The sequence below is a fragment of the Cupriavidus plantarum genome (assembly GCF_905397285.1).
Lineage (GTDB): Bacteria > Pseudomonadota > Gammaproteobacteria > Burkholderiales > Burkholderiaceae > Cupriavidus > Cupriavidus plantarum.
On record NZ_CAJPUX010000017.1, the window covers coordinates 1 to 18,504 of the forward strand.

Consider the following 18,504-nt stretch of genomic DNA (forward strand, 5'->3'; position numbering starts at 1 on the left):
AGCCGCGTCCCCGCAGCCGGCGCAAGCCTGCCGCCGCTGCCGCGGTGACGACGGCCGGCGAAAGCGCCGACGGCGATCAGGCCGTGGCGGGCGCGGGCAGCGAAGGTGCCGCGCAGCCGCAGGGCGACAAGCAGCCGGGCGGCAACCGCAAGCGCCGGCAGCAGCCGCAACGCAAGGCGGCGCTGGTCGATGGCGAAGCGCGTCCGGCCGGTGGCAACCAAGGCAAGCGTGGCAAGGGCGGCAACCGCGGTCAGGGCCAGCAAGGCGGCCAGCAGAACAACCCCGGCGGCCAGAAGGCTGGCGGCCGTGGTGAGCGTGGCGAGCGTAGCGAGCGCGGCGACCGCAAGGGCGACAAGGCTGGCGGCGCGGACAAGGGTAAGGGTGGCAAGGGCGGCGAGCAGCCGCTGCTGGTCAAGTCGGCCGCCAAGGCCGCGGCCGGCGCCGAGGACCTGTTCAAGTTCGTGATCTCGGAGCAGTACGATCAGGAAGACATGGTCGTGCCGCGCACCAAGGCCAAGCCCGTGCGCGAGCTCACGTCGGACGACGACGCGCCCAAGCTGCACAAGGTGCTGGCCGAGGGCGGCCTCGGCTCGCGCCGCGAGATGGAAGAGCTGATCCTGCAGGGGCGCGTGTCCGTGAACGGACTGCCCGCGCATATCGGCCAGCGCATTCTGCCGACCGATCAGGTCCGCGTGAATGGCAAGCTGATCCACCGCAAGATTTCGACGAAGCCGCCGCGCGTGCTGCTGTATCACAAGCCGGCGGGCGAAATCGTCAGCCAGTCCGATCCGGAAGGCCGTCCGACCGTGTTCGACAGCCTGCCGCGCATCAAGACCGGCAAGTGGGTGGCCGTCGGCCGCCTCGACTTCAATACCGAAGGTCTGCTGATCTTCACGACGTCCGGCGACATCGCCAACCGCTTTATGCACCCTCGCTACGGCGTGGAGCGTGAATACGCGGTGCGCACGCTGGGCGAGCTCGGCGAGTCCGATCGCCAGCGCCTGCTGCACGGCATCGAACTGGACGACGGCGAGGCGAATTTCCTGCGCATCGCGGACGGCGGTGGCGAAGGCGTGAACCAGTGGTACCACGTGGCGCTGACCGAAGGCCGCAACCGCGAAGTCCGCCGCATGTTCGAGGCGGTGGGCCTGACCGTGTCGCGCCTGATCCGTACGCGATACGGCCAGTTCCTGCTGCCGCGCGGCCTCAAGCGCGGCCGCTGGCAGGAACTGGAAGCCGCCGACGTGCGCACGCTGATGGCGGGCATCGGCCTGAAGGCGCCGGGCAAGGGCGAGCAACAGCCGAAGGGCGGCAGCAAGGTGGGCGGCCGCAAGGCGCGCACGGAAGCCGCGATCGCGGGCATGCCGATGCCCACGGGCATGGACGGCCTGCCGCGCTTCGAGAAGGGCGGCCAGCGTGGCGGCGGCGGTGCCGGCCGCGGCCAGCCGGATCCGATGCAGACCTCGATGGGCTACATCCCGACGGGCCCCGCGCCGCTGACGTCGCATACGACCAAGTTCGGCGGCGGCCAGGGCGGCATGCGTGGCGGTCAGGGCGGCATGCGCGGCGGCATGGGTGGCGCCGGCGGTGCGGGTGGTGCCGGCGGTGGATTCGGCGGTGGCCGGGGCGGCCGCGCGCAGCAGCGCCGCGGCGGCGGGGACGTCAACGGCAATGTGATGCCGAAGGCCTCGAAAGGCGGCAACGGTGGTGGTGGCAGCGGTGGTGGCGCGGGCGGAAACAATCGCCGGCAGCGCGGCCGCGGCGGTCATGGCGGTGGCCATGGCGGCAATCGCTGAGGCGCCTGCCTCGCGAAGCCCGGGGCACGCGCCCCGGGTGCGGGATGTCCAGGAGGCTTTTGCCTTTTGGACATAATCCGCGTATAATCAAAGTCTATTCAAAGTGTCATCCTCCAAGTGAGGGTGGGCGAATGATGGGCATTGCGCCCATTTTTTTTTGGTTCGCCCGAACAGCGATCCCACGAGGATCGATGGTCGTCCACTTCGGTCGCCCACTACGATTTGAAGGTTCTTACTCGGGATTACAGTGCATCTGGCAGATTTGATCGAAACCACCCTTAACGGCATGGGCTACGAGTTGGTTGATCTTGAGCGTGCCCCGGCTGGACTGCTGCGTGTTTTTATCGATCAGCCGGATACCGGTATCGTCATCGAGGACTGCGAAAAGGTCAGCCGGCAGCTCACACACGTGTTGACGGTCGAGAACATCGACTACGAACGTCTGGAAGTTTCGTCGCCGGGATTGGACAGGCCGCTGAAGAAGCTGGCCGACTACGTCCGCTTTGCCGGATCCGAAGCGCGCGTCACGCTGCGCCTTCCGGTCAACGGCCAGAAGAACTTCGTCGGCATCCTGCGGGAACCCGCGGGTGAGGCCGGGGCCGAAAAGATCGGCCTGGAATTCGAAGGCAAGGACGGCCCGGCGCTGCTGGAATTCGCCATATCCGATGTCGACCGCGCACGACTCGTGCCGGTGTTCGACTTCAAAGGAAATCAAAGAAAAGGGAACAAGCAATGAGCCGCGAAGTTCTGTTGCTCGTCGATGCGCTCGCGCGTGAAAAGAACGTCGACAAGGATGTGGTATTCGGCGCGCTGGAGGCGGCACTCGCTTCCGCGACCAAGAAGCGTTTCGAGGAAGATGTCGATATTCGTGTCGCGATCGATCGCGAGTCCGGCGAGCATGAGACGTTCCGCCGCTGGCTGGTCGTTCCCGACGAACAGGGTCTGCAGGAGCCGGACAAGCAGATCCTGCTGTTCGAAGCCCGCGATCAGAACCCCGACGCGCAGCTCGACGATTTCGTCGAGGAGCAGATCGAGTCCGTGGAGTTCGGCCGTATCGGCGCGCAGGCGGCGAAGCAGGTGATCCTGCAGCGCATCCGCGATGCCGAGCGCGAGCAGATCCTGAACGACTACCTCGATCGCGGCGAGAAGGTGATGACCGGCACGGTCAAGCGCGCCGACAAGAAGGGCCTGATCGTCGAATCGGGCCGCGTCGAAGCGCTGCTGGCGCGTGACCAGATCATCCCGAAGGAAAACCTGCGCACCGGCGACCGTGTGCGCGCGTACATCCTGAATGTGGACCGCGCCGCGCGCGGCCCGCAGATCGAACTCTCGCGCACGGCGCCGGAGTTCCTGATCAAGCTGTTCGAGAACGAAGTGCCCGAGATGGAACAGGGCCTGCTCGAGATCAAGGCGGCGGCACGGGATCCGGGCGTCCGCGCGAAGATCGCGGTGGTGGCGCACGACAAGCGCATCGATCCGATCGGTACCTGCGTCGGCGTGCGTGGCACGCGTGTGACGGCGGTCCGTAACGAGATCGGCGGCGAGGCGGTGGACATCGTGCTGTGGTCGGAAGATCCGGCGCAGTTCGTGATCGGCGCGCTGGCGCCGGCGCAGGTCCAGTCGATCGTGGTCGACGAGGAAAAGCACAGCATGGACGTGGTGGTGGATGAGGAAAACCTCGCCGTCGCCATCGGCCGCAGCGGTCAGAACGTACGCCTGGCGTCGGAGCTGACCGGGTGGCAGATCAACATCATGACGCAGGAAGAATCGGCGCAGAAGCAGGCCGAAGAGAGCGAAGTGGTGCGCAAGCTGTTCATGGCCAAGCTGGACGTGGACGAGGAAGTGGCGGACATCCTGATCGAAGAAGGCTTCTCGACGCTTGAGGAAGTCGCTTACGTCCCCATCAATGAAATGATGGAGATCGAAGCATTCGACGAGGACACCGTCAACGAGCTGCGGAATCGCGCACGCGATGCGCTGCTCACGATGGAACTGGCCCGGGAAGAAAAGGTGGAAGAGGTGTCGCAGGATCTGCGCTCGCTCGACGGCCTCAACCCCGAGCTGATCGGCAAGCTGGCCGAAGGCAATATCCACACGCGCGACGACTTGGCCGAACTGGCCGTCGACGAGCTGGTCGAGATGATCGGTGTGAGCGAGGACGATGCCCGCGCGCTGATCATGAAGGCACGGGAACATTGGTTCAACTGAGGGACACGGCCGGGATGTCTCCCGGTCGCGCGCTTTCCGCAACAATTTGTCCCGACGTAGAAACCAAGTATTGAAAGGGTTTGAATGGCAAGCACAACAGTTGCCCAACTGGCCGCAGAACTGAGCCGCAGCGCAGCTGCCCTGCTGGAACAATTGCAGGCAGCTGGGGTGGGCAAGGCGACGCCTGAAGACATCATCACCGAATCGGACAAGACCCGGCTGCTCGACTACCTCAAGCGGTCGCATGGTCAGGCCGATGACAGCGCTCGGAAAAAGATCACGCTGACGAAGCGTGAGACGTCCGAGATCCGCCAGGCCGACTCCACCGGCAAGACGCGTACGGTGCAGGTCGAGGTGCGCAAGAAGCGCGTCCTGATCAAGCGCGACGAGGCCGCCGCGGATACGCACGGCGATGGCGCGGAGTCCCAGGAGTCCGCGGCCGAACAGGCTCGCCTCGATGAAGAGGAACGCCGCCAGCAGGAAGAACAGCTGGCGCGCCAGGAAGCCGAGCTCAAGGCACGCCGCGAGGCCGCCGAGCGCGAGGAAGCCGAGCGCATCGCCAGACAGGAGGCGCTGGAGGCCGAGCAGCGCCGCCAGGCCGAGCTGCTGGCCGCCAAGGCGGAGGAAGAAGCCGCGGCCGCACGTGCCGTGGCGGATGCCGCCGAGGAAGCCGCGCGCAAGAAGGCCGAGGAAGACAAGACGCGCCTGGCCGCCGAACGCGTGGAAGCGCAGAAGGCCGCCGACAATGCGAAGGCCGCCGCGGATACCGCGCGCGCCGAGCAGCAGGACGCCGCACGCCGCCGCCGCGAAGCCGCGGAAGCGGAAGCCCGTGCGATCCAGCAGATGCTCAACGCCCCGGCACGCGTGCTGAAGGCACCGTCCGAGCGCAAGGCCGAGGAAAAGAAGGCCGAGCAGACCGGTACGCTGCACAAGCCGGTGAAGGCGCCGGGCACGGAAGTCAAGAAGGACGAGAAGAAGGCGCCGGCGACGGCGGCTGCGACGACGACCACCACGACCGACAAGAAGGGCAAGGTCGTGAAGGCAGGCACGTCGTCCACGTGGCAGGACGAAGGCTCGCGCAAGAAGGGCAGCGGCCTGAAGACGCGCGGCGATTCGTCGGGCGGCGTCGGCGGCTGGCGCGGTGGCCCGCGGGGCCGCGGCGGCAAGCATCATGCCGACGATGCGCGCAGCAACTTCCAGGCGCCGACCGAACCGGTGGTGCGCGAAGTGCACGTGCCGGAAACCATCTCCGTGGCCGACCTCGCCCACAAGATGGCCGTGAAGGCCTCCGAGGTCATCAAGCAGATGATGAAGCTCGGCCAGATGGTGACCATCAACCAGGTGCTGGACCAGGAAACCGCCATGATCGTGGTGGAAGAAATGGGCCACAAGGCTTTCGCCGCCAAGCTGGACGATCCGGAAGCGCTGCTCGACATCGGTGGTGAGGAACACACCGACGCCGAACTGCTGCCGCGTCCGCCGGTGGTGACCGTGATGGGTCACGTCGACCACGGCAAGACCTCGCTGCTCGACTACATCCGCCGCACGAAGGTTGCCGCGGGCGAAGCGGGCGGTATCACGCAGCATATCGGTGCCTACCACGTGGAAACCGAGCGCGGCGTGATCACGTTCCTGGACACCCCGGGTCACGAGGCCTTTACGGCCATGCGTGCGCGCGGTGCGAAGGCGACGGATATCGTGATTCTGGTGGTGGCCGCCGACGACGGCGTGATGCCGCAGACGAAGGAAGCCATCGCCCACGCGAAGGCGGCCGGCGTGCCCATCGTGGTGGCGATCAACAAGATCGACAAGCCCGAAGCCAACCCGGATCGCGTCAAGCAGGAACTCGTGGCCGAGCAGGTGCTGCCGGAAGAGTACGGCGGTGATTCGCCGTTCGTGCCGGTGTCCGCCAAGACCGGTTTCGGTATCGACGATCTGCTGGAGCAGGTGCTGCTGCAGGCCGAAGTGCTGGAACTGAAGGCGCCGGTCGATGCGCCGGCCAAGGGTCTGGTGGTGGAAGCCCAGCTCGACAAGGGCAAGGGCCCGATCGCGACGATCCTCGTCACGAGCGGTACGCTCAAGCGCGGCGACGTCGTGCTGGCGGGCAGCGCCTATGGCCGTGTCCGTGCAATGCTCGACGAGAACAGCAAGCCCGCGAAGGAAGCGGGCCCGTCGATCCCGGTGGAAATCCAGGGTCTGTCGGAAGTGCCTGCCGCCGGTGAAGAAGTGCTGGTGCTGCCGGACGAGCGCAAGGCGCGCGAAATCGCGCTGTTCCGTCAGGGCAAGTTCCGCGACGTGAAGCTGGCCAAGCAGCAGGCGGCCAAGCTCGAGACGATGCTGGAGCAGATGAGCGAAGGCGAAGTCCAGTCGCTGCCGCTGATCGTGAAGGCCGACGTGCAGGGTTCGCAGGAAGCGCTGGTGCAATCGCTGCAGAAGCTGTCCACGGACGAAGTCCGCGTGCAGATCGTGCACGGTGGCGTGGGTGGCATCTCCGAATCCGACGTCAACCTGGCGACGGCTTCGAAGGCGGTCATTATCGGCTTCAACGTGCGTGCCGACGCTGGCGCGCGCAAGCTGGCCGAGCACAATGGCATCGACATCCGCTACTACAACATCATTTACGATGCGGTAGACGAGATCAAGGCGGCGATGTCGGGCATGCTGGCACCGGAGAAGCGCGAGACCACGATCGGTCAGGTGGAAGTCCGTCAGGTCTTCCGCGTGCCGAAGATCGGCGCGGTGGCGGGCTGTATGGTCACCGACGGTATGGTCAAGCGGAACTCGCTGGTGCGCGTGCTGCGCAACAACGTCGTGATCCACAGCGGCGAGCTCGATTCGCTGAAGCGCTTCAAGGACGATGTCCGCGAGGTGAAGCAGGGCTTCGAGTGCGGTCTGTCGATCAAGAACTTCAACGACGTTCAGGAAGGCGACCAGCTCGAGGTGTACGAGATCACCGAGGTGGCACGTACGCTGTAACAGCGGCAAGTCAGTGGCGGGCATGTCCCGCCACTGTGTTTTTTGTAGTTAGCTAGACAAGCAGAACATACAGGTTTCGATGGCCAAGAAAGGCACCATCTCTTCCCGCAATATCCGGCTCTCCGACCAGATCCAGAAGGACCTGGCCGAGATGATCCAGCGCGAACTCCGCGATCCGCGCCTGGGGCTCGTAACGCTCCAGTCGGTAACGCTGACGCCCGATTACGCGCACGCCAAAATCTATTTCACGGTACTGGGCGCCGAGCCCGAGATCGCCGGGGCCATTCTCAACGAGAAGGCCGGCTACCTGCATTCGCTGCTGTTCAAGCGTCTGCACATCCATACCGTTCCCACGCTGCATTTCCATCACGACACGTCGGTCGAGCATGCGATCGAGATGTCGAAGCTGATCAACGAAGCGAACGCCACGCGCGCGAAGGACGACGAGGCGTAAGCTTCCTCGCTGCTTCCGCCCCCTGGCGTCTTCCATGCGTGCCTCGTTGTTGGCGCGCTCTTTCCCCGATGACCGATTCTCAAGCCGCCACCCGGCCGCCCAAACTTCCGCGCCGCGATGTGCACGGCGTGCTGCTGCTCGACAAGCCGCTCGGGCTGTCCTCCAACGATGCGCTCGTGCGGGCCAAGCGGTTGTTGCGCGCGAACAAGGCCGGGCATACGGGGACGCTCGATCCGCTGGCTACCGGGTTGTTGCCGCTTTGCTTTGGCGAGGCGACCAAGTTCTCCGCCGATCTGCTGGATGCGGACAAGACCTACGAGGCCGTGGTGCGTCTTGGTCAGACCACGAGGACCGGGGATGCCGAGGGCGATGTGGTCTTGTCTCGCGATGTGGCGGTCGATCGGGCGGCGCTCGATGCGGCGGTGGCGCGCTTCACCGGCGAGATCTCGCAGGTGCCGCCGATGTATTCGGCGCTGAAGAAGGATGGCAAGCCGCTGTATGCGTATGCGCGAGCCGGAGAGACCGTCGAGCGTGCGGCGCGCACGGTGACGATTCGTTCGATCGATGTGTTGTCGCTCAGTTTGGACGATACCCTGGCGCCCGGCTTCACGATGCGTGTGACGTGCAGCAAGGGCACGTATATCCGGACACTGGCCGAGGACATTGGCGAGGCATTGGGATGCGGGGCGCATTTGACGGGGCTGCGGCGAACGGCGGTGGGCGATCTGACGCTCGACGGCGCGGTGACGCTGGAGCAGATCGACGCGCAGCCGGACGACGCGCGGCCGTCGATGCTTGCGCCAGTGGATGCGCTGCTGCAGCGGTGTGCGCCGGTGCAGCTTGACGATGCGGCGATGGGGCGGTTTCTGCAGGGCCAGCGCATCGCGCGGCGGGATCTGCCTTTGGATATCGCGCTCGCCGAGGAGGCGCTGGCCCGCGTCTACGGCGGCCAGCCCGCCCGGCTGCTTGGCGTCGCGCGGATGCGCGAGGGTGCGTTGCGGCCGGAGCGGCTGGTCAAGCTGTAGGCCGCTCCCTCAATGCGCGCCCGCCGCGTCGGCGCCGCCGCCGCCCTGGGCGCGTTTCGTCAGCCAGACGAATACGATCAGCACGAAGAACAGTACGCCCGAGATCCAGAAGATGTCGTTGGCGCCCAGCATCGATGCCTGGAGCGAGATGTTGCGTTCGATCACGCCCATGGCCTGCGCGCGGCTCATGCCAAGTTGGGTCAGGTGGTCCAGTTGTTCGACATAGGCCGGGTTGAACGGGTTGACCTGTTCGATCAGCTGCGCATGATGGAGCGCCGCGCGGTTTTCCCAGATCGTCGTGGAGATCGATGCACCGATGGCGCCGAACGTAATGCGGACGAAGTTCGAGAGGCCCGACGCGGCCGGGATTCTGGCCGGCGGTTGGCCTGACAGGATGATCGACGTCAGCGGGATGAAGAACATCGCCATTGCCGCGCCCTGGATCAGTGTGGGAATCATGAGCGTGCGCGTGTCCACGCCCGTGGTGAAGCCCGACCGCATGAAGCTCACGATGCCGAAGGTGATGAACGCCGCCGTTGCGACCCAGCGGGCGTCCACCTTGGGCAGCACGCGCCCGATGACGGGCGACAGCAGGATGGCGAAGATGCCCACCGGGGCCATCACGATGCCCGCGTCGGTTGCCGTGTAGCCGACGATCGTCTGCAGCCACAGCGGCAGGATCACGAGGTTGCCGAAGAACAGGCCATAGGCTACCGAAATCGCCACCACGCCCGCCGCGAAATTGCGGCCGCCGAACAGGTGGATATCGACGATCGGATGCTTCTCGTACCACTCCCAGACGACGAAGAAGAGAAAGCCCACCACCGCGGTGACCGTCAGCACGACGATGAACGTCGAGTGGAACCAGTCGAGTTCCTTGCCCTTGTCGAGCATCAGCTGCATCGCGCCGACCCAGATCACCAGCAGCGCAAGGCCGATGCGATCGATCGGCAGGATGCGCGTGGGTGTCTCGCGCTCGCGATAGATGGCCCACGTCGCATACGCGGCGCCAAGCCCCACCGGGATGTTGATGTAGAAGATCCACGGCCACGTCATGTTGTCCGAGATCCAGCCACCCAGCAGCGGTCCCATGATCGGCGCGACGAGCGTGGTCATGCCCCATAACGCGAGCGCCATCGAACTCTTGGTGGGCGGATAGCTGGCCAGCAGCAACGACTGCGACAGCGGAATCATCGGACCCGCGACCGCGCCCTGCAGGATCCGCGCGGCGAGCAGCGTCTCCAGGTTCGGCGCCACGCCGCACAACCACGACGACAGCACGAACAGCAGGATCGACGTGACGAACAGCCGCACCGCGCCGAAGCGGGTGGTGAGCCAGCCCGTGAGCGGCACGGAAATGGCGTTGGCCACCGCAAACGACGTGATGACCCAGGTGCCCTGATTGGGCGCCACGCCAAGATCGCCCGAGATCGCCGGAATCGACACGTTGGCGATCGACGAGTCCAGCACGTTCATGAACGTGGCCAGCGACAGCGCGATGGTGCCGACGATCAGCTTGCCGCCAGTCAGCGGCGCGGGCGCCGCGCCCGGTGCGGGCGCCGGCGCGCGGCGGCCGCTATCGTCACTATCGTCGGCGTTGGCGGTGAGGGTATCGGCCATGGATCGCGATCAGGCGTGCTTGGCCGACGGCCGCGACGCGTCCGCGGGCGAGGGCGTGCGGACGGCCGGAGCAGGCGAGGGCGCCGCGGGCGGGACGGTGGCGGCGGGACCGGCGGCCACGCGGCCCCCGTTGTTGAGCGCGACGATGCGCGCGATCAGCGTGTCGGCGTCCTGCGCGACCTTGTCGTAGACATCGGTCTCCATGGGCCCGCGCGTGATGGCGGATACCATCGCGCCGCCGTCCTCGTTGCGCACGTCCACGCTGACGTTCATCGACAGACCGACACGCAGGGGATGCGCCTTGAGCTGTTGCGGATCGAGCGCAATGCGCACGGGCAGCCGCTGCACGACCTTGATCCAGTTGCCCGTGGCGTTCTGCGCGGGCAGCAGCGAGAACGCGGCGCCCGTGCCAGCGGAGAACCCTTCGACCTTGCCGCGATACTTCACCTTCGAGCCATAGACATCGGCTTCGAGTTCGACCGGCTGGCCCACGCGCATATGCGTGATCTGGACTTCCTTGAAGTTGGCATCGACCCAGACCTGGTCGAGCGGCACCACGGCCATCAGCGGCGTGCCCGGCGCCACGCGCTGGCCCACCTGCACCGAGCGCTTGGCGACGTAGCCGGTGACGGGCGCGGGCAGCGTCGAGCGCGCGAACGCGAGGTACGCCGCGCGCAGGTTGGCCGCCGCGCGCTGCACGTTCGGATGCTTCTCGACGGTGGTCTGGTCGGTCAGCACCTTGTTGGAAGCGAGCTGCTCCTGCGCGGCCTGCAACGCGGATTCCGCAGCCTGCAGCGCGGTGCGCGCGTGCGCGATCTCTTCGCTCGACACGGCGCCCGAGTTGGCGATGGCCTGCCGGCGCGTCAGGTCCTCGCGCGCCTTGGCCACATCCGCCTGCCGCATGGCGACGTTGGCGGCGAGGGAACCGTTATTGACATAGAGCGTGCGCACTTCGCGCACGGCCTGCGCGAGCTGCGCCTCGGCCTGCTCGAGCGAGACCTGCGAGTCCGCGCGATCGAGCTGGATGAGCGCCTGGCCCGCCGTGACGAGCTGCGTGTCGTCGGCGGCGATCGAGACCACGGTGCCGCCCGCGAGCGGGGTCACCTGCACGACGTTGCCGGCGACGTAGGCGTCGTCGGTGTTCTCGAAATGGCGGGCGTAGAGGCCCCAGTACAGGCCATAGCCGATGCCGGCGACGACCACCGCCGCGGTCAGGGCGATCAGCAGGCGTTTGCGCTTGTTGTTGTTGTTGGCGTTGTTGCCGTTGCCGGGATTGGCGGCGGGTTGCGCGTTGGTGCTCATGTTGGTCTCGTGCTGGTACGTGGGCTCGGATGCGGAGTGCGTGGGCTTAGCCGTTGGCAGCCCCGGACGTGGCGTTGGGCGCGGCGTGCGGTTGTGCGTCCGCTTCCTCGGGCGAGGCATAACCGCCGCCGAGCGCCTTGACGAGCCCGATCTGGAGATCGAGCCGGCGTGCCTGCAGGTCGGTGGCGAGGCGCCGTTGCTGGAGCACGGTGCTCTCCGCATTGAGCACCGTGAGCTGCGTGCCGAGGCCCGCCTTGTAGCGCGTGGTGGCCAGCGCGTACGCATGCTCCGCCAGATCGAGCGCCTCGCGTTGCGTGGCGATCTGCTGATCGACGCTGCGGATGCTCGTCACGGTGTCCGCGGTTTCACGCAGCGCGTCGACGAGCGTCTGGTTGTAGCTGGCCACCGCGATGTCGTACTGCGCATAACGACCCTTGAGGTTGGCGCGCAGCCGTCCACCCGCGAAGATCGGCAACTGCACGGCCGGACCGAAGCCAAACGTGCGGCTGATGCCCATCAGCAGGTTCGACGGATCGAGCGACGCCACGCCCGCATACGCGCTGAAGGTGATGTCGGGGAGGAACTCCTTGCGCGCGACACTCACGTCCCCGGCGGCGGCTTCCACACGCCAGCGCGCGGCCACGATATCGGGACGGCGGCCGAGCAGGCCGATGGCCAGGTCGTCGGGCAGCGTCGGGGTGGCATGCGCCAGCAGCGTCGGCTTGGTAATCTGCAGCCCGCGATCGGGGCCCTTGCCCAGCAGGGCCGCCAACTGGTTGCGCGCGAGGGCGATGTCTTCGTCGATGCGTTGCAGGTCGGTCTGCGCGGCGGCGACCGTGCCGCGCGCCTGCGTGGTTTCCACCTGCGTATCGAGACCGGCGGACAGGCGCTGACGCGACAGTTCGGTCAGGTCGCGGCGCTGCGCGATGGCGCGCTCCGCCACATCGCGTTGCGCGTACAGCGCGGCCAGCCGGTTGTAGTTACGCGCGATGGCGGTGGACAACAGCAGGCGCGAGGCCTGGCTCTCGGCTTCGGCCGCGCGGTCTTCGGAGAGCGCGGCTTCCAGCGCCGCGCGGTTCTTGCCCCAGAAGTCGAAGTCGTAGTCGAGCCCGAACTGCATGCGCGACGCGTTCTGCCACGAGCCCGCGAGCGGCGTGCCCTCGAACAGGTCGGTGGACGAGAAGCGCTGCCGCACGATGCTGCCTTCGAAATCGATACCCGGATACAGCGCCGCACGCGTGGCCATGGCCATGGCGCGCGATGCCTGCACGCGCGCGAATGCGGCCTGCAGATTGGGGTTGTCGCGCGTGGCTTCGACGACGAGCGCGCGCAGCTGCGGGTCCCGGAACTGATCGACCCAGTCCTGCGATGGCCATTCGCCATGGCCGGCGGGCAGCGACCGCGCACTGCTCTGCGCGAGCACGTCGGGCGCGGTCATCGTTTGCGTGCTCTGGGCATCGCCGAACGCGGCGCAGCCGGCGAGGATCGACGCCGCGGCCGCGAGGGCGAGCGGAAGGGCTGGCTTCATGATTTGCAGAGGTCCTGATGGTTGTCGATCACGCGCTGGAGCAGGCCGCGCAGTGTCTCGATCTCGGCAGCGGTGAATCCTTCGAAATGGCGGCGAAGGACGTCGCAGTAGATCGCCGGCAGCTTGCCGACGATGGCTTCGCCCGCCGGGGTCAGCGAGAGGTCCACGACGCGCCGGTCGTCGTCGCGCCGATTGCGCGCGATGAGGCCGCGCCGCTCGAGCCGGCTGAGCAGGCGCGTCACGGAGCCGATGTCGGTGCCGAGTTCGCGGGCGAGGTCGGTGACGTTGCGGGCTGCGCCCTTCGCGAGCATCATCAAACAGCTGGCCTGCGGGTGGGTGACGTCGAGGCCGCTGACCTGCTGCTCGACGCTGTATGCGAGCCGGCTTTTGGCGCGCGCGAGCACGTAGCCGATGCTGCGGCCCATTTCGTAGTGTTCAGGATCGAAGGGGTCGGAGGCGGCGGCGGGAGCGATCGCGGAGGAGGGAGATGGCTGAGTCGTCATTCATTGCCACTGCAAAGGTTGCCGGGGCAAATGTATGCATGTGACGAACTCGCTGCAATGGGCACAATTCGATATTGCACGGATCGCAATAAAACGCACGCAACTGTCGAAGACGCACGGCCGAGCAGATTGCTGCCGCATCTTGCGCTGCAGCATGCTAGAATGTCGGGTTATTTTTAGAACGCTCCGAACTCGGGGGACGCCTCAATGACCCGCGCTATCCGCAACATCGCCATCATCGCTCACGTCGATCATGGCAAGACCACCCTGGTCGACCAACTCCTGCGCCAGGCAGGCACCTTCCGCGAAAACCAGCAAGTCGCGGAACGCGTGATGGACTCGAACGACCTGGAAAAGGAACGCGGGATCACGATCCTCGCGAAGAACTGTGCCGTCGAATATAACGGCACGCACATCAACATCGTCGATACCCCGGGACACGCGGACTTCGGCGGTGAAGTGGAGCGTGTGCTGTCGATGGTCGACGGCGTGCTGCTGCTGGTCGACGCCGTCGAAGGCCCGATGCCGCAGACGCGCTTCGTCACGCGCAAGGCGCTGGCCCTCGGCCTGAAGCCGATCGTCGTGATCAACAAGATCGACCGTCCGGGCGCGCGTCCGGAGTGGGTGATCAACCAGACGTTCGACCTGTTCGACAAGCTGGGCGCCACCGACGAGCAGCTCGACTTCCCGGTGATCTACGCCTCGGGTCTGAACGGCTACGCCGGCCTGACCGAAGACGTGCGCGGCGGCGACATGAAGCCGCTGTTCGAGACCGTGCTGGACAAGGTGCCCGTGCGTGACGACGATCCCAATGGTCCGCTGCAGCTGCAGATCATTTCGCTCGACTACTCGAGCTACGTCGGCAAGATCGGCGTGGGCCGCATCTCGCGCGGCCGTGCGCGTCCGCTGCAGGACGTGGTGGTCAAGTTCGGTCCGGAAGGCAACCCGATCAAGGGCCGTATCAACCAGGTGCTGAAGTTCGTGGGCCTCGAGCGCGAGATCGTGCAAGAGGCGGAAGCGGGCGACATCGTGCTGATCAACGGTATCGAAGAGCTCGGTATCGGCTGCACCGTGATGGCGCCGGAAGCGCAGGAAGCGCTGCCGATGCTGAAGGTGGACGAGCCCACGCTGACCATGAACTTCTGCGTCAACACGTCGCCGCTGGCCGGCCGTGAAGGCAAGTTCGTGACCAGCCGCCAGCTGCGCGAGCGTCTGGACCGCGAGCTCAAGTCGAACGTGGCGCTGCGCGTGGCCGATACCGGCGACGACACGATCTTCGAAGTGTCGGGCCGCGGCGAACTGCACCTGACCATCCTGCTGGAAAACATGCGCCGTGAAGGCTACGAGCTGGCCGTGTCGCGCCCGCGCGTGGTGTTCAAGGAAATCGACGGCGTCAAGCACGAGCCGTACGAACTGCTGACCGTGGACGTGGAAGACGGCCACCAGGGTTCGGTGATGGAAGAACTGGGCCGCCGCAAGGGCGAACTGCTCGACATGGCGTCGGACGGCAAGGGTCGTACGCGTCTCGAGTACCGCATTCCCGCACGCGGCCTGATCGGCTTCCAGGGTGAGTTCCTGACGCTGACGCGCGGTACCGGCCTGATCAGCCATATCTTCGACGACTACGCGCCGCTGCGCGAAGGCGGCCTGGGCGATCGCCACAACGGCGTGCTGATCTCGCAGGACGACGGCGATGCCGTGGCCTACGCGCTGTGGAAGCTGCAGGATCGCGGCCGCATGTTCGTGAAGCCGGGCGATGCGCTGTACGAAGGCATGATCATCGGTATCCACAGCCGCGACAACGACCTCGTCGTGAACCCGATCAAGGGCAAGCAGCTGACCAACGTGCGCGCGTCGGGTACCGACGAAGCGGTGCGCCTGGTGCCGCCGATCCAGATGTCGCTCGAATACGCGGTGGAATTTATCGCCGACGACGAGCTCGTCGAGATTACGCCGAAGAGCATTCGTCTGCGTAAGCGCCATCTCAAGGAGCATGAGCGCAAGCGTGCTTCGCGTGAGAATGCGTAAGCGGTGAGCCATGACGCGCAAGCGTCAGGTTCGGAAAATCGGGGCGCTAAGGCGCCTCGTTTTTTTTGCCTCGTTGTCCTTGCGCGGGACAAACAAAAAAGCCGGAGACCCTTGCGGATTCCGGCTTCTTCGATTGATGCATTCGGTGGTGGGGCGTGAGTGACTCGAACACTCGACCTACGGATTAAGAGTCCGCTGCTCTACCAACTGAGCTAACGCCCCAACGAAGACAGCGATTATAGCAGCGTCTTCAAAACGCGCAAGCCCCCCTGCGCATTTTCTGCGAGGAGGGCGGGTGTGATTACAATGCGCGCCATGCATGCACGTGTCCTGCGTTATCTCGATGAAGTCGTACGCCGCGGTTCGATCCGGCAGGCCGCCGTGCATCTGCACGTCGCGCCGACGGCGATCAATCGGCAGATCCTCGATCTCGAAGCGGAGCTCGGCGCGCCGTTGTTCGAGCGCATTCAGCGGCGGCTCGTGCTGACGCCGCTCGGCGAGATGGTCGTGGCGCATGCGCGGCAGACGTTGCGCGAGCACGAGGCATTGCGCGCGCGTATCGCGGACTTTCGCCATGCCCGGCGGGGTGTGGTCACCGTCGCGGTGACGGCGGGTCTGGCGGGCGCGTGGATGCCTTCGCTCGTGCATGCGTTTCGGCAACGGCATCCGGGGATCGCGGTGCGGGTGGCGGATTTGCCGGTCGAGGGCATCGTGCGGGCGGTGGAGCAGGGGGACGCCGATCTGGGGCTCGGTTATGACCTGCCCGACCTGTCTTCGCTGCGGATCGTGGCGGGCAGCGCCTGGGCGATCGGCGCGGTGACCGCGCCAGGGCATCCGCTTGCGGGGCAGTCCAGCGTGCGGCTGGCCGAATGCGCGGGGTATCCGCTGCTGTTGCCTGCGCCGTCGTTGTCGATTCGCGCGTTGATCGATGGGGCGTTCGCGGCGGCGGCGCTCGAGGTTTCGCCTGTGGTGGAATCGACATCGATCGAGTTGCTGCAGCGGCTGGCTGCGGCGGGCGGTGGGGTAGCGCTGCTCAATCCGCTCGACGTGCTGGAGTCGCGGGCGCGCGGGGGCGTGGTGTACGTGCCGTTGGGCGATGCGGAGCTGCCGCGGCAGACGCTGCGGCTCGTGACGCGCGCGCGTGGCGCCGCCGGGCCCGCAGCGACGCTGATGGCCGATGCCATGGTAGTGGCGATGGAGGCGATGGAGGCGATGGACGCACGGTAAGGGTGTGCGCTTTTTGTGGACACCTCGGGCGGAAATCGGCGCTTCCCGTGACGGTGGCCGCGGGCCTAGACTGACTGCTGTCATTGCTTACCGGACCCGCCATGACTTTGATCCTGCAGAATGCCGACGTGCTCGTCACGATGGACGCGGCGCGTCGCGAAATCCCGCGAGGGGCGCTCGTGGCCGACGGGCCTTCGATCGCGTGGGTGGGCCCCACCGACGCGCTGCCACGCGAATGGCGCGAGCGTGCCGATGCGGGCGGTGCCGAAGTCATCGACATGACGGGCCACGTTGTCATGCCCGGCCTCGTCAATACGCATCACCACATGTACCAGAGCCTCACGCGCGCCGTGCCAGCCGCGCAGGACGCGGAACTGTTTTCGTGGCTGACGAATCTGTACATGATCTGGTCCCACCTGACGCCGGAGATGATCGCGGCGTCGACGCGCACGGCGATGGCCGAGCTGATGTTGTCGGGCTGCACGACGACGAGCGACCATTTATATCTCTATCCGAACGGTTCGCGCCTCGACGATGCGATTGGCGCCGCGCGGGAGATGGGCATGCGCTTCCACGCCGCGCGCGGCTCGATGAGCGTCGGACGCAGTCAGGGCGGACTACCGCCCGACGTCGTCGTGGAGCAGGAGGCCGCGATCCTGCGGGACAGTCAGCGACTGGTCGAGCAGTATCACAATGCCTCGCGTCACGCGATGCTGCGCGTGGTGCTGGCACCGTGCTCGCCGTTTTCGGTGTCGCGCGACCTCATGCGCGAGTCCGCGGTCATGGCGCGGCACTATGGCGTGTCGCTGCACACGCATCTGGCGGAGAACGACAACGACGTGGCCTACTCGCGCGAGCGCTTCGGCATGACGCCCGCCGAGTATGCCGAGGATCTCGGATGGGTCGGGCACGATGTCTGGCACGCGCACTGCGTGAAGCTGGACGAGCCGGGCATGGCGCTGTTCGCTCGGACGGGTACGGGGGTCGCGCATTGCCCCTGTTCCAACATGCGGCTGGCGTCGGGGATTGCACCGATCCGTGCGATGCGCGATGCGGGTGTGCCCGTGGGGCTCGGTGTCGATGGCAGTGCGTCCAACGACGGGGCGCATATGCTCGGCGAGGCGCGGCAGGCGATGCTGCTGCAACGCGTGGGATTCGGCCCGGCGGCGATGAGCGCGCGGGAGGCGCTGGAGATTGCCACGCTGGGTGGCGCGCGCGTGCTGAACCGTGACGATATCGGGGCGCTGGCGCCGGGGATGTCGGCGGATGTGGTGGCGTTCGATATGTCGGGGGTGGGGTATGCGGGAGGGGGGCACGACCCGGTTGCCGCGCTCGTGTTCTGCACCCCGGGGACGGTGGCGACGAGCGTGATCAATGGGCGGGTGGTGGTGCGGGATGGGGTGCTGCGGACCGTCGATTTGCCGGGGGTGCTGGCGGACCATCGCCGTCTTGCGCGCTTGTTGTTCGAGCGCGCGCAATAGGACGCGCGGCCAGGTAGGCAGAGAATGAATGCCGAAATGAAAAACGCCGAACCTTTGGGGTCCGGCGTTTCTGGAATTCGCTGGTGGGGCGTGAGTGACTCGAACACTCGACCTACGGATTAAGAGTCCGCTGCTCTACCAACTGAGCTAACGCCCCAACGAAGAACTAGATTCTATCATCAATTTTGCGCTTGTCAATTCCTGCGCAGAAAATACACGCGCATCCATGACAACGACACATGGGTGTGCAAAGACGACCTGTGACGGCGTGTAACGCACGCCCGCGCGTCATGCATTCTCGGCGCGAGTTGGGGGTCTTCGCACACGACTTGGGGCGAGCCATGTTAGGATGCTTC

At 66.2% G+C, this 18,504-nt stretch carries 13 protein-coding genes and 2 tRNA genes; 9 read left to right on the forward strand and 6 right to left on the reverse strand.

Going from position 1 to position 18,504, the window contains the following annotated elements; genetic code table 11:
• Positions 1-44 precede the first annotated feature (44 nt).
• The 6 genes from rluB to truB all read left to right on the forward strand — a co-directional run bounded on the left by rluB (position 45) and on the right by truB (position 8,459).
• Complete coding sequence (gene rluB, locus KHP16_RS27835) at positions 45-1,796, forward strand: 23S rRNA pseudouridine(2605) synthase RluB (protein WP_211961613.1); 1,752 nt, start codon at positions 45-47, stop codon at positions 1,794-1,796.
• Between the two features lie 247 nt (positions 1,797-2,043).
• The gene (gene rimP / locus KHP16_RS27840) at positions 2,044-2,532 is read left to right on the forward strand and encodes a ribosome maturation factor RimP (protein ID WP_109580778.1); all 489 of its coding nucleotides are present in this window, start codon (positions 2,044-2,046) and stop codon (positions 2,530-2,532) included.
• Complete coding sequence (gene nusA, locus KHP16_RS27845; RefSeq protein ID WP_109580779.1) at positions 2,529-4,004, forward strand: transcription termination factor NusA; 1,476 nt, start codon at positions 2,529-2,531, stop codon at positions 4,002-4,004. The genes rimP and nusA overlap by 4 nt, the downstream gene beginning before the upstream one ends.
• Before the next feature lie 84 nt (positions 4,005-4,088).
• The gene (infB, locus tag KHP16_RS27850) at positions 4,089-6,980 is read left to right on the forward strand and encodes a translation initiation factor IF-2 (RefSeq protein WP_115952475.1); all 2,892 of its coding nucleotides are present in this window, start codon (positions 4,089-4,091) and stop codon (positions 6,978-6,980) included.
• 79 nt (positions 6,981-7,059) lie between these two features.
• A complete protein-coding gene (rbfA, locus tag KHP16_RS27855; RefSeq protein ID WP_109580781.1) occupies positions 7,060-7,434 on the forward strand; it encodes a 30S ribosome-binding factor RbfA in 375 nt (124 codons plus the stop codon).
• Between the two features lie 68 nt (positions 7,435-7,502).
• The gene (truB, locus tag KHP16_RS27860; RefSeq protein ID WP_211961596.1) at positions 7,503-8,459 is read left to right on the forward strand and encodes a tRNA pseudouridine(55) synthase TruB; all 957 of its coding nucleotides are present in this window, start codon (positions 7,503-7,505) and stop codon (positions 8,457-8,459) included.
• A 9-nt stretch (positions 8,460-8,468) separates the two neighbouring features.
• Here truB and KHP16_RS27865 read toward each other — a convergent pair whose 3' ends face one another.
• The 4 genes from KHP16_RS27865 to KHP16_RS27880 are packed head-to-tail and all read right to left on the reverse strand — an operon-like array spanning position 8,469 to position 13,412.
• On the reverse strand, positions 8,469-10,079 hold the full coding sequence (locus KHP16_RS27865) for a DHA2 family efflux MFS transporter permease subunit (protein ID WP_211961598.1): 1,611 nt from the start codon (positions 10,077-10,079) through the stop codon (positions 8,469-8,471).
• Between the two features lie 9 nt (positions 10,080-10,088).
• Positions 10,089-11,381 (reverse strand): HlyD family secretion protein, encoded by a 1,293-nt coding sequence (locus KHP16_RS27870; protein WP_211961600.1) that lies wholly within the window; start codon positions 11,379-11,381, stop codon positions 10,089-10,091.
• A gap of 46 nt (positions 11,382-11,427) precedes the next feature.
• Positions 11,428-12,909 carry an efflux transporter outer membrane subunit gene (locus KHP16_RS27875; RefSeq protein ID WP_211961601.1) on the reverse strand — a complete coding sequence of 494 codons (1,482 nt, stop codon included), beginning with the start codon at positions 12,907-12,909 and terminating at the stop codon, positions 11,428-11,430.
• Positions 12,906-13,412 (reverse strand): MarR family winged helix-turn-helix transcriptional regulator, encoded by a 507-nt coding sequence (locus tag KHP16_RS27880; protein ID WP_211961602.1) that lies wholly within the window; start codon positions 13,410-13,412, stop codon positions 12,906-12,908. The genes KHP16_RS27875 and KHP16_RS27880 overlap by 4 nt, the downstream gene beginning before the upstream one ends.
• 207 nt (positions 13,413-13,619) lie before the next feature.
• On the opposite strand from KHP16_RS27880, the gene typA reads away from it, so the two are divergent.
• Positions 13,620-15,440, forward strand: coding sequence for a translational GTPase TypA (gene typA, locus KHP16_RS27885; protein WP_109580787.1), 1,821 nt, complete (start codon positions 13,620-13,622; stop codon positions 15,438-15,440).
• 146 nt (positions 15,441-15,586) lie between these two features.
• Here the strand turns inward: typA and KHP16_RS27890 are convergent.
• Positions 15,587-15,662: transfer RNA gene (locus KHP16_RS27890), tRNA-Lys, on the reverse strand.
• Positions 15,663-15,755: 93 nt separating this feature from the next.
• Between KHP16_RS27890 and KHP16_RS27895 the strand changes: the two genes are divergently transcribed.
• Together KHP16_RS27895 and KHP16_RS27900 are read left to right on the forward strand one after the other, a co-directional pair.
• On the forward strand, positions 15,756-16,667 hold the full coding sequence (locus KHP16_RS27895; RefSeq protein WP_211961603.1) for a LysR family transcriptional regulator: 912 nt from the start codon (positions 15,756-15,758) through the stop codon (positions 16,665-16,667).
• A 101-nt stretch (positions 16,668-16,768) separates the two neighbouring features.
• Positions 16,769-18,148, forward strand: coding sequence for an 8-oxoguanine deaminase (locus KHP16_RS27900; protein WP_211961605.1), 1,380 nt, complete (start codon positions 16,769-16,771; stop codon positions 18,146-18,148).
• 81 nt (positions 18,149-18,229) lie between these two features.
• Here KHP16_RS27900 and KHP16_RS27905 read toward each other — a convergent pair.
• Positions 18,230-18,305: transfer RNA gene (locus tag KHP16_RS27905), tRNA-Lys, on the reverse strand.
• Between the last annotated feature and the right edge of the window lie 199 nt (positions 18,306-18,504).

Coding starts and splice junctions, on each gene's coding strand:
- nusA (WP_109580779.1), top strand. CDS start 2,529: ATGAGCCGCGAAGTTCTGTTGCTCGTCGATGCGCTCGCGCGTGAAAAG.
- infB (WP_115952475.1), top strand. CDS start 4,089: ATGGCAAGCACAACAGTTGCCCAACTGGCCGCAGAACTGAGCCGCAGC.
- rbfA (WP_109580781.1), top strand. CDS start 7,060: ATGGCCAAGAAAGGCACCATCTCTTCCCGCAATATCCGGCTCTCCGAC.
- truB (WP_211961596.1), top strand. CDS start 7,503: ATGACCGATTCTCAAGCCGCCACCCGGCCGCCCAAACTTCCGCGCCGC.
- KHP16_RS27865 (WP_211961598.1), bottom strand. CDS start 10,079: ATGGCCGATACCCTCACCGCCAACGCCGACGATAGTGACGATAGCGGC.
- KHP16_RS27870 (WP_211961600.1), bottom strand. CDS start 11,381: ATGAGCACCAACGCGCAACCCGCCGCCAATCCCGGCAACGGCAACAAC.
- KHP16_RS27875 (WP_211961601.1), bottom strand. CDS start 12,909: ATGAAGCCAGCCCTTCCGCTCGCCCTCGCGGCCGCGGCGTCGATCCTC.
- KHP16_RS27880 (WP_211961602.1), bottom strand. CDS start 13,412: ATGACGACTCAGCCATCTCCCTCCTCCGCGATCGCTCCCGCCGCCGCC.
- typA (WP_109580787.1), top strand. CDS start 13,620: ATGACCCGCGCTATCCGCAACATCGCCATCATCGCTCACGTCGATCAT.
- KHP16_RS27895 (WP_211961603.1), top strand. CDS start 15,756: ATGCATGCACGTGTCCTGCGTTATCTCGATGAAGTCGTACGCCGCGGT.
- KHP16_RS27900 (WP_211961605.1), top strand. CDS start 16,769: ATGACTTTGATCCTGCAGAATGCCGACGTGCTCGTCACGATGGACGCG.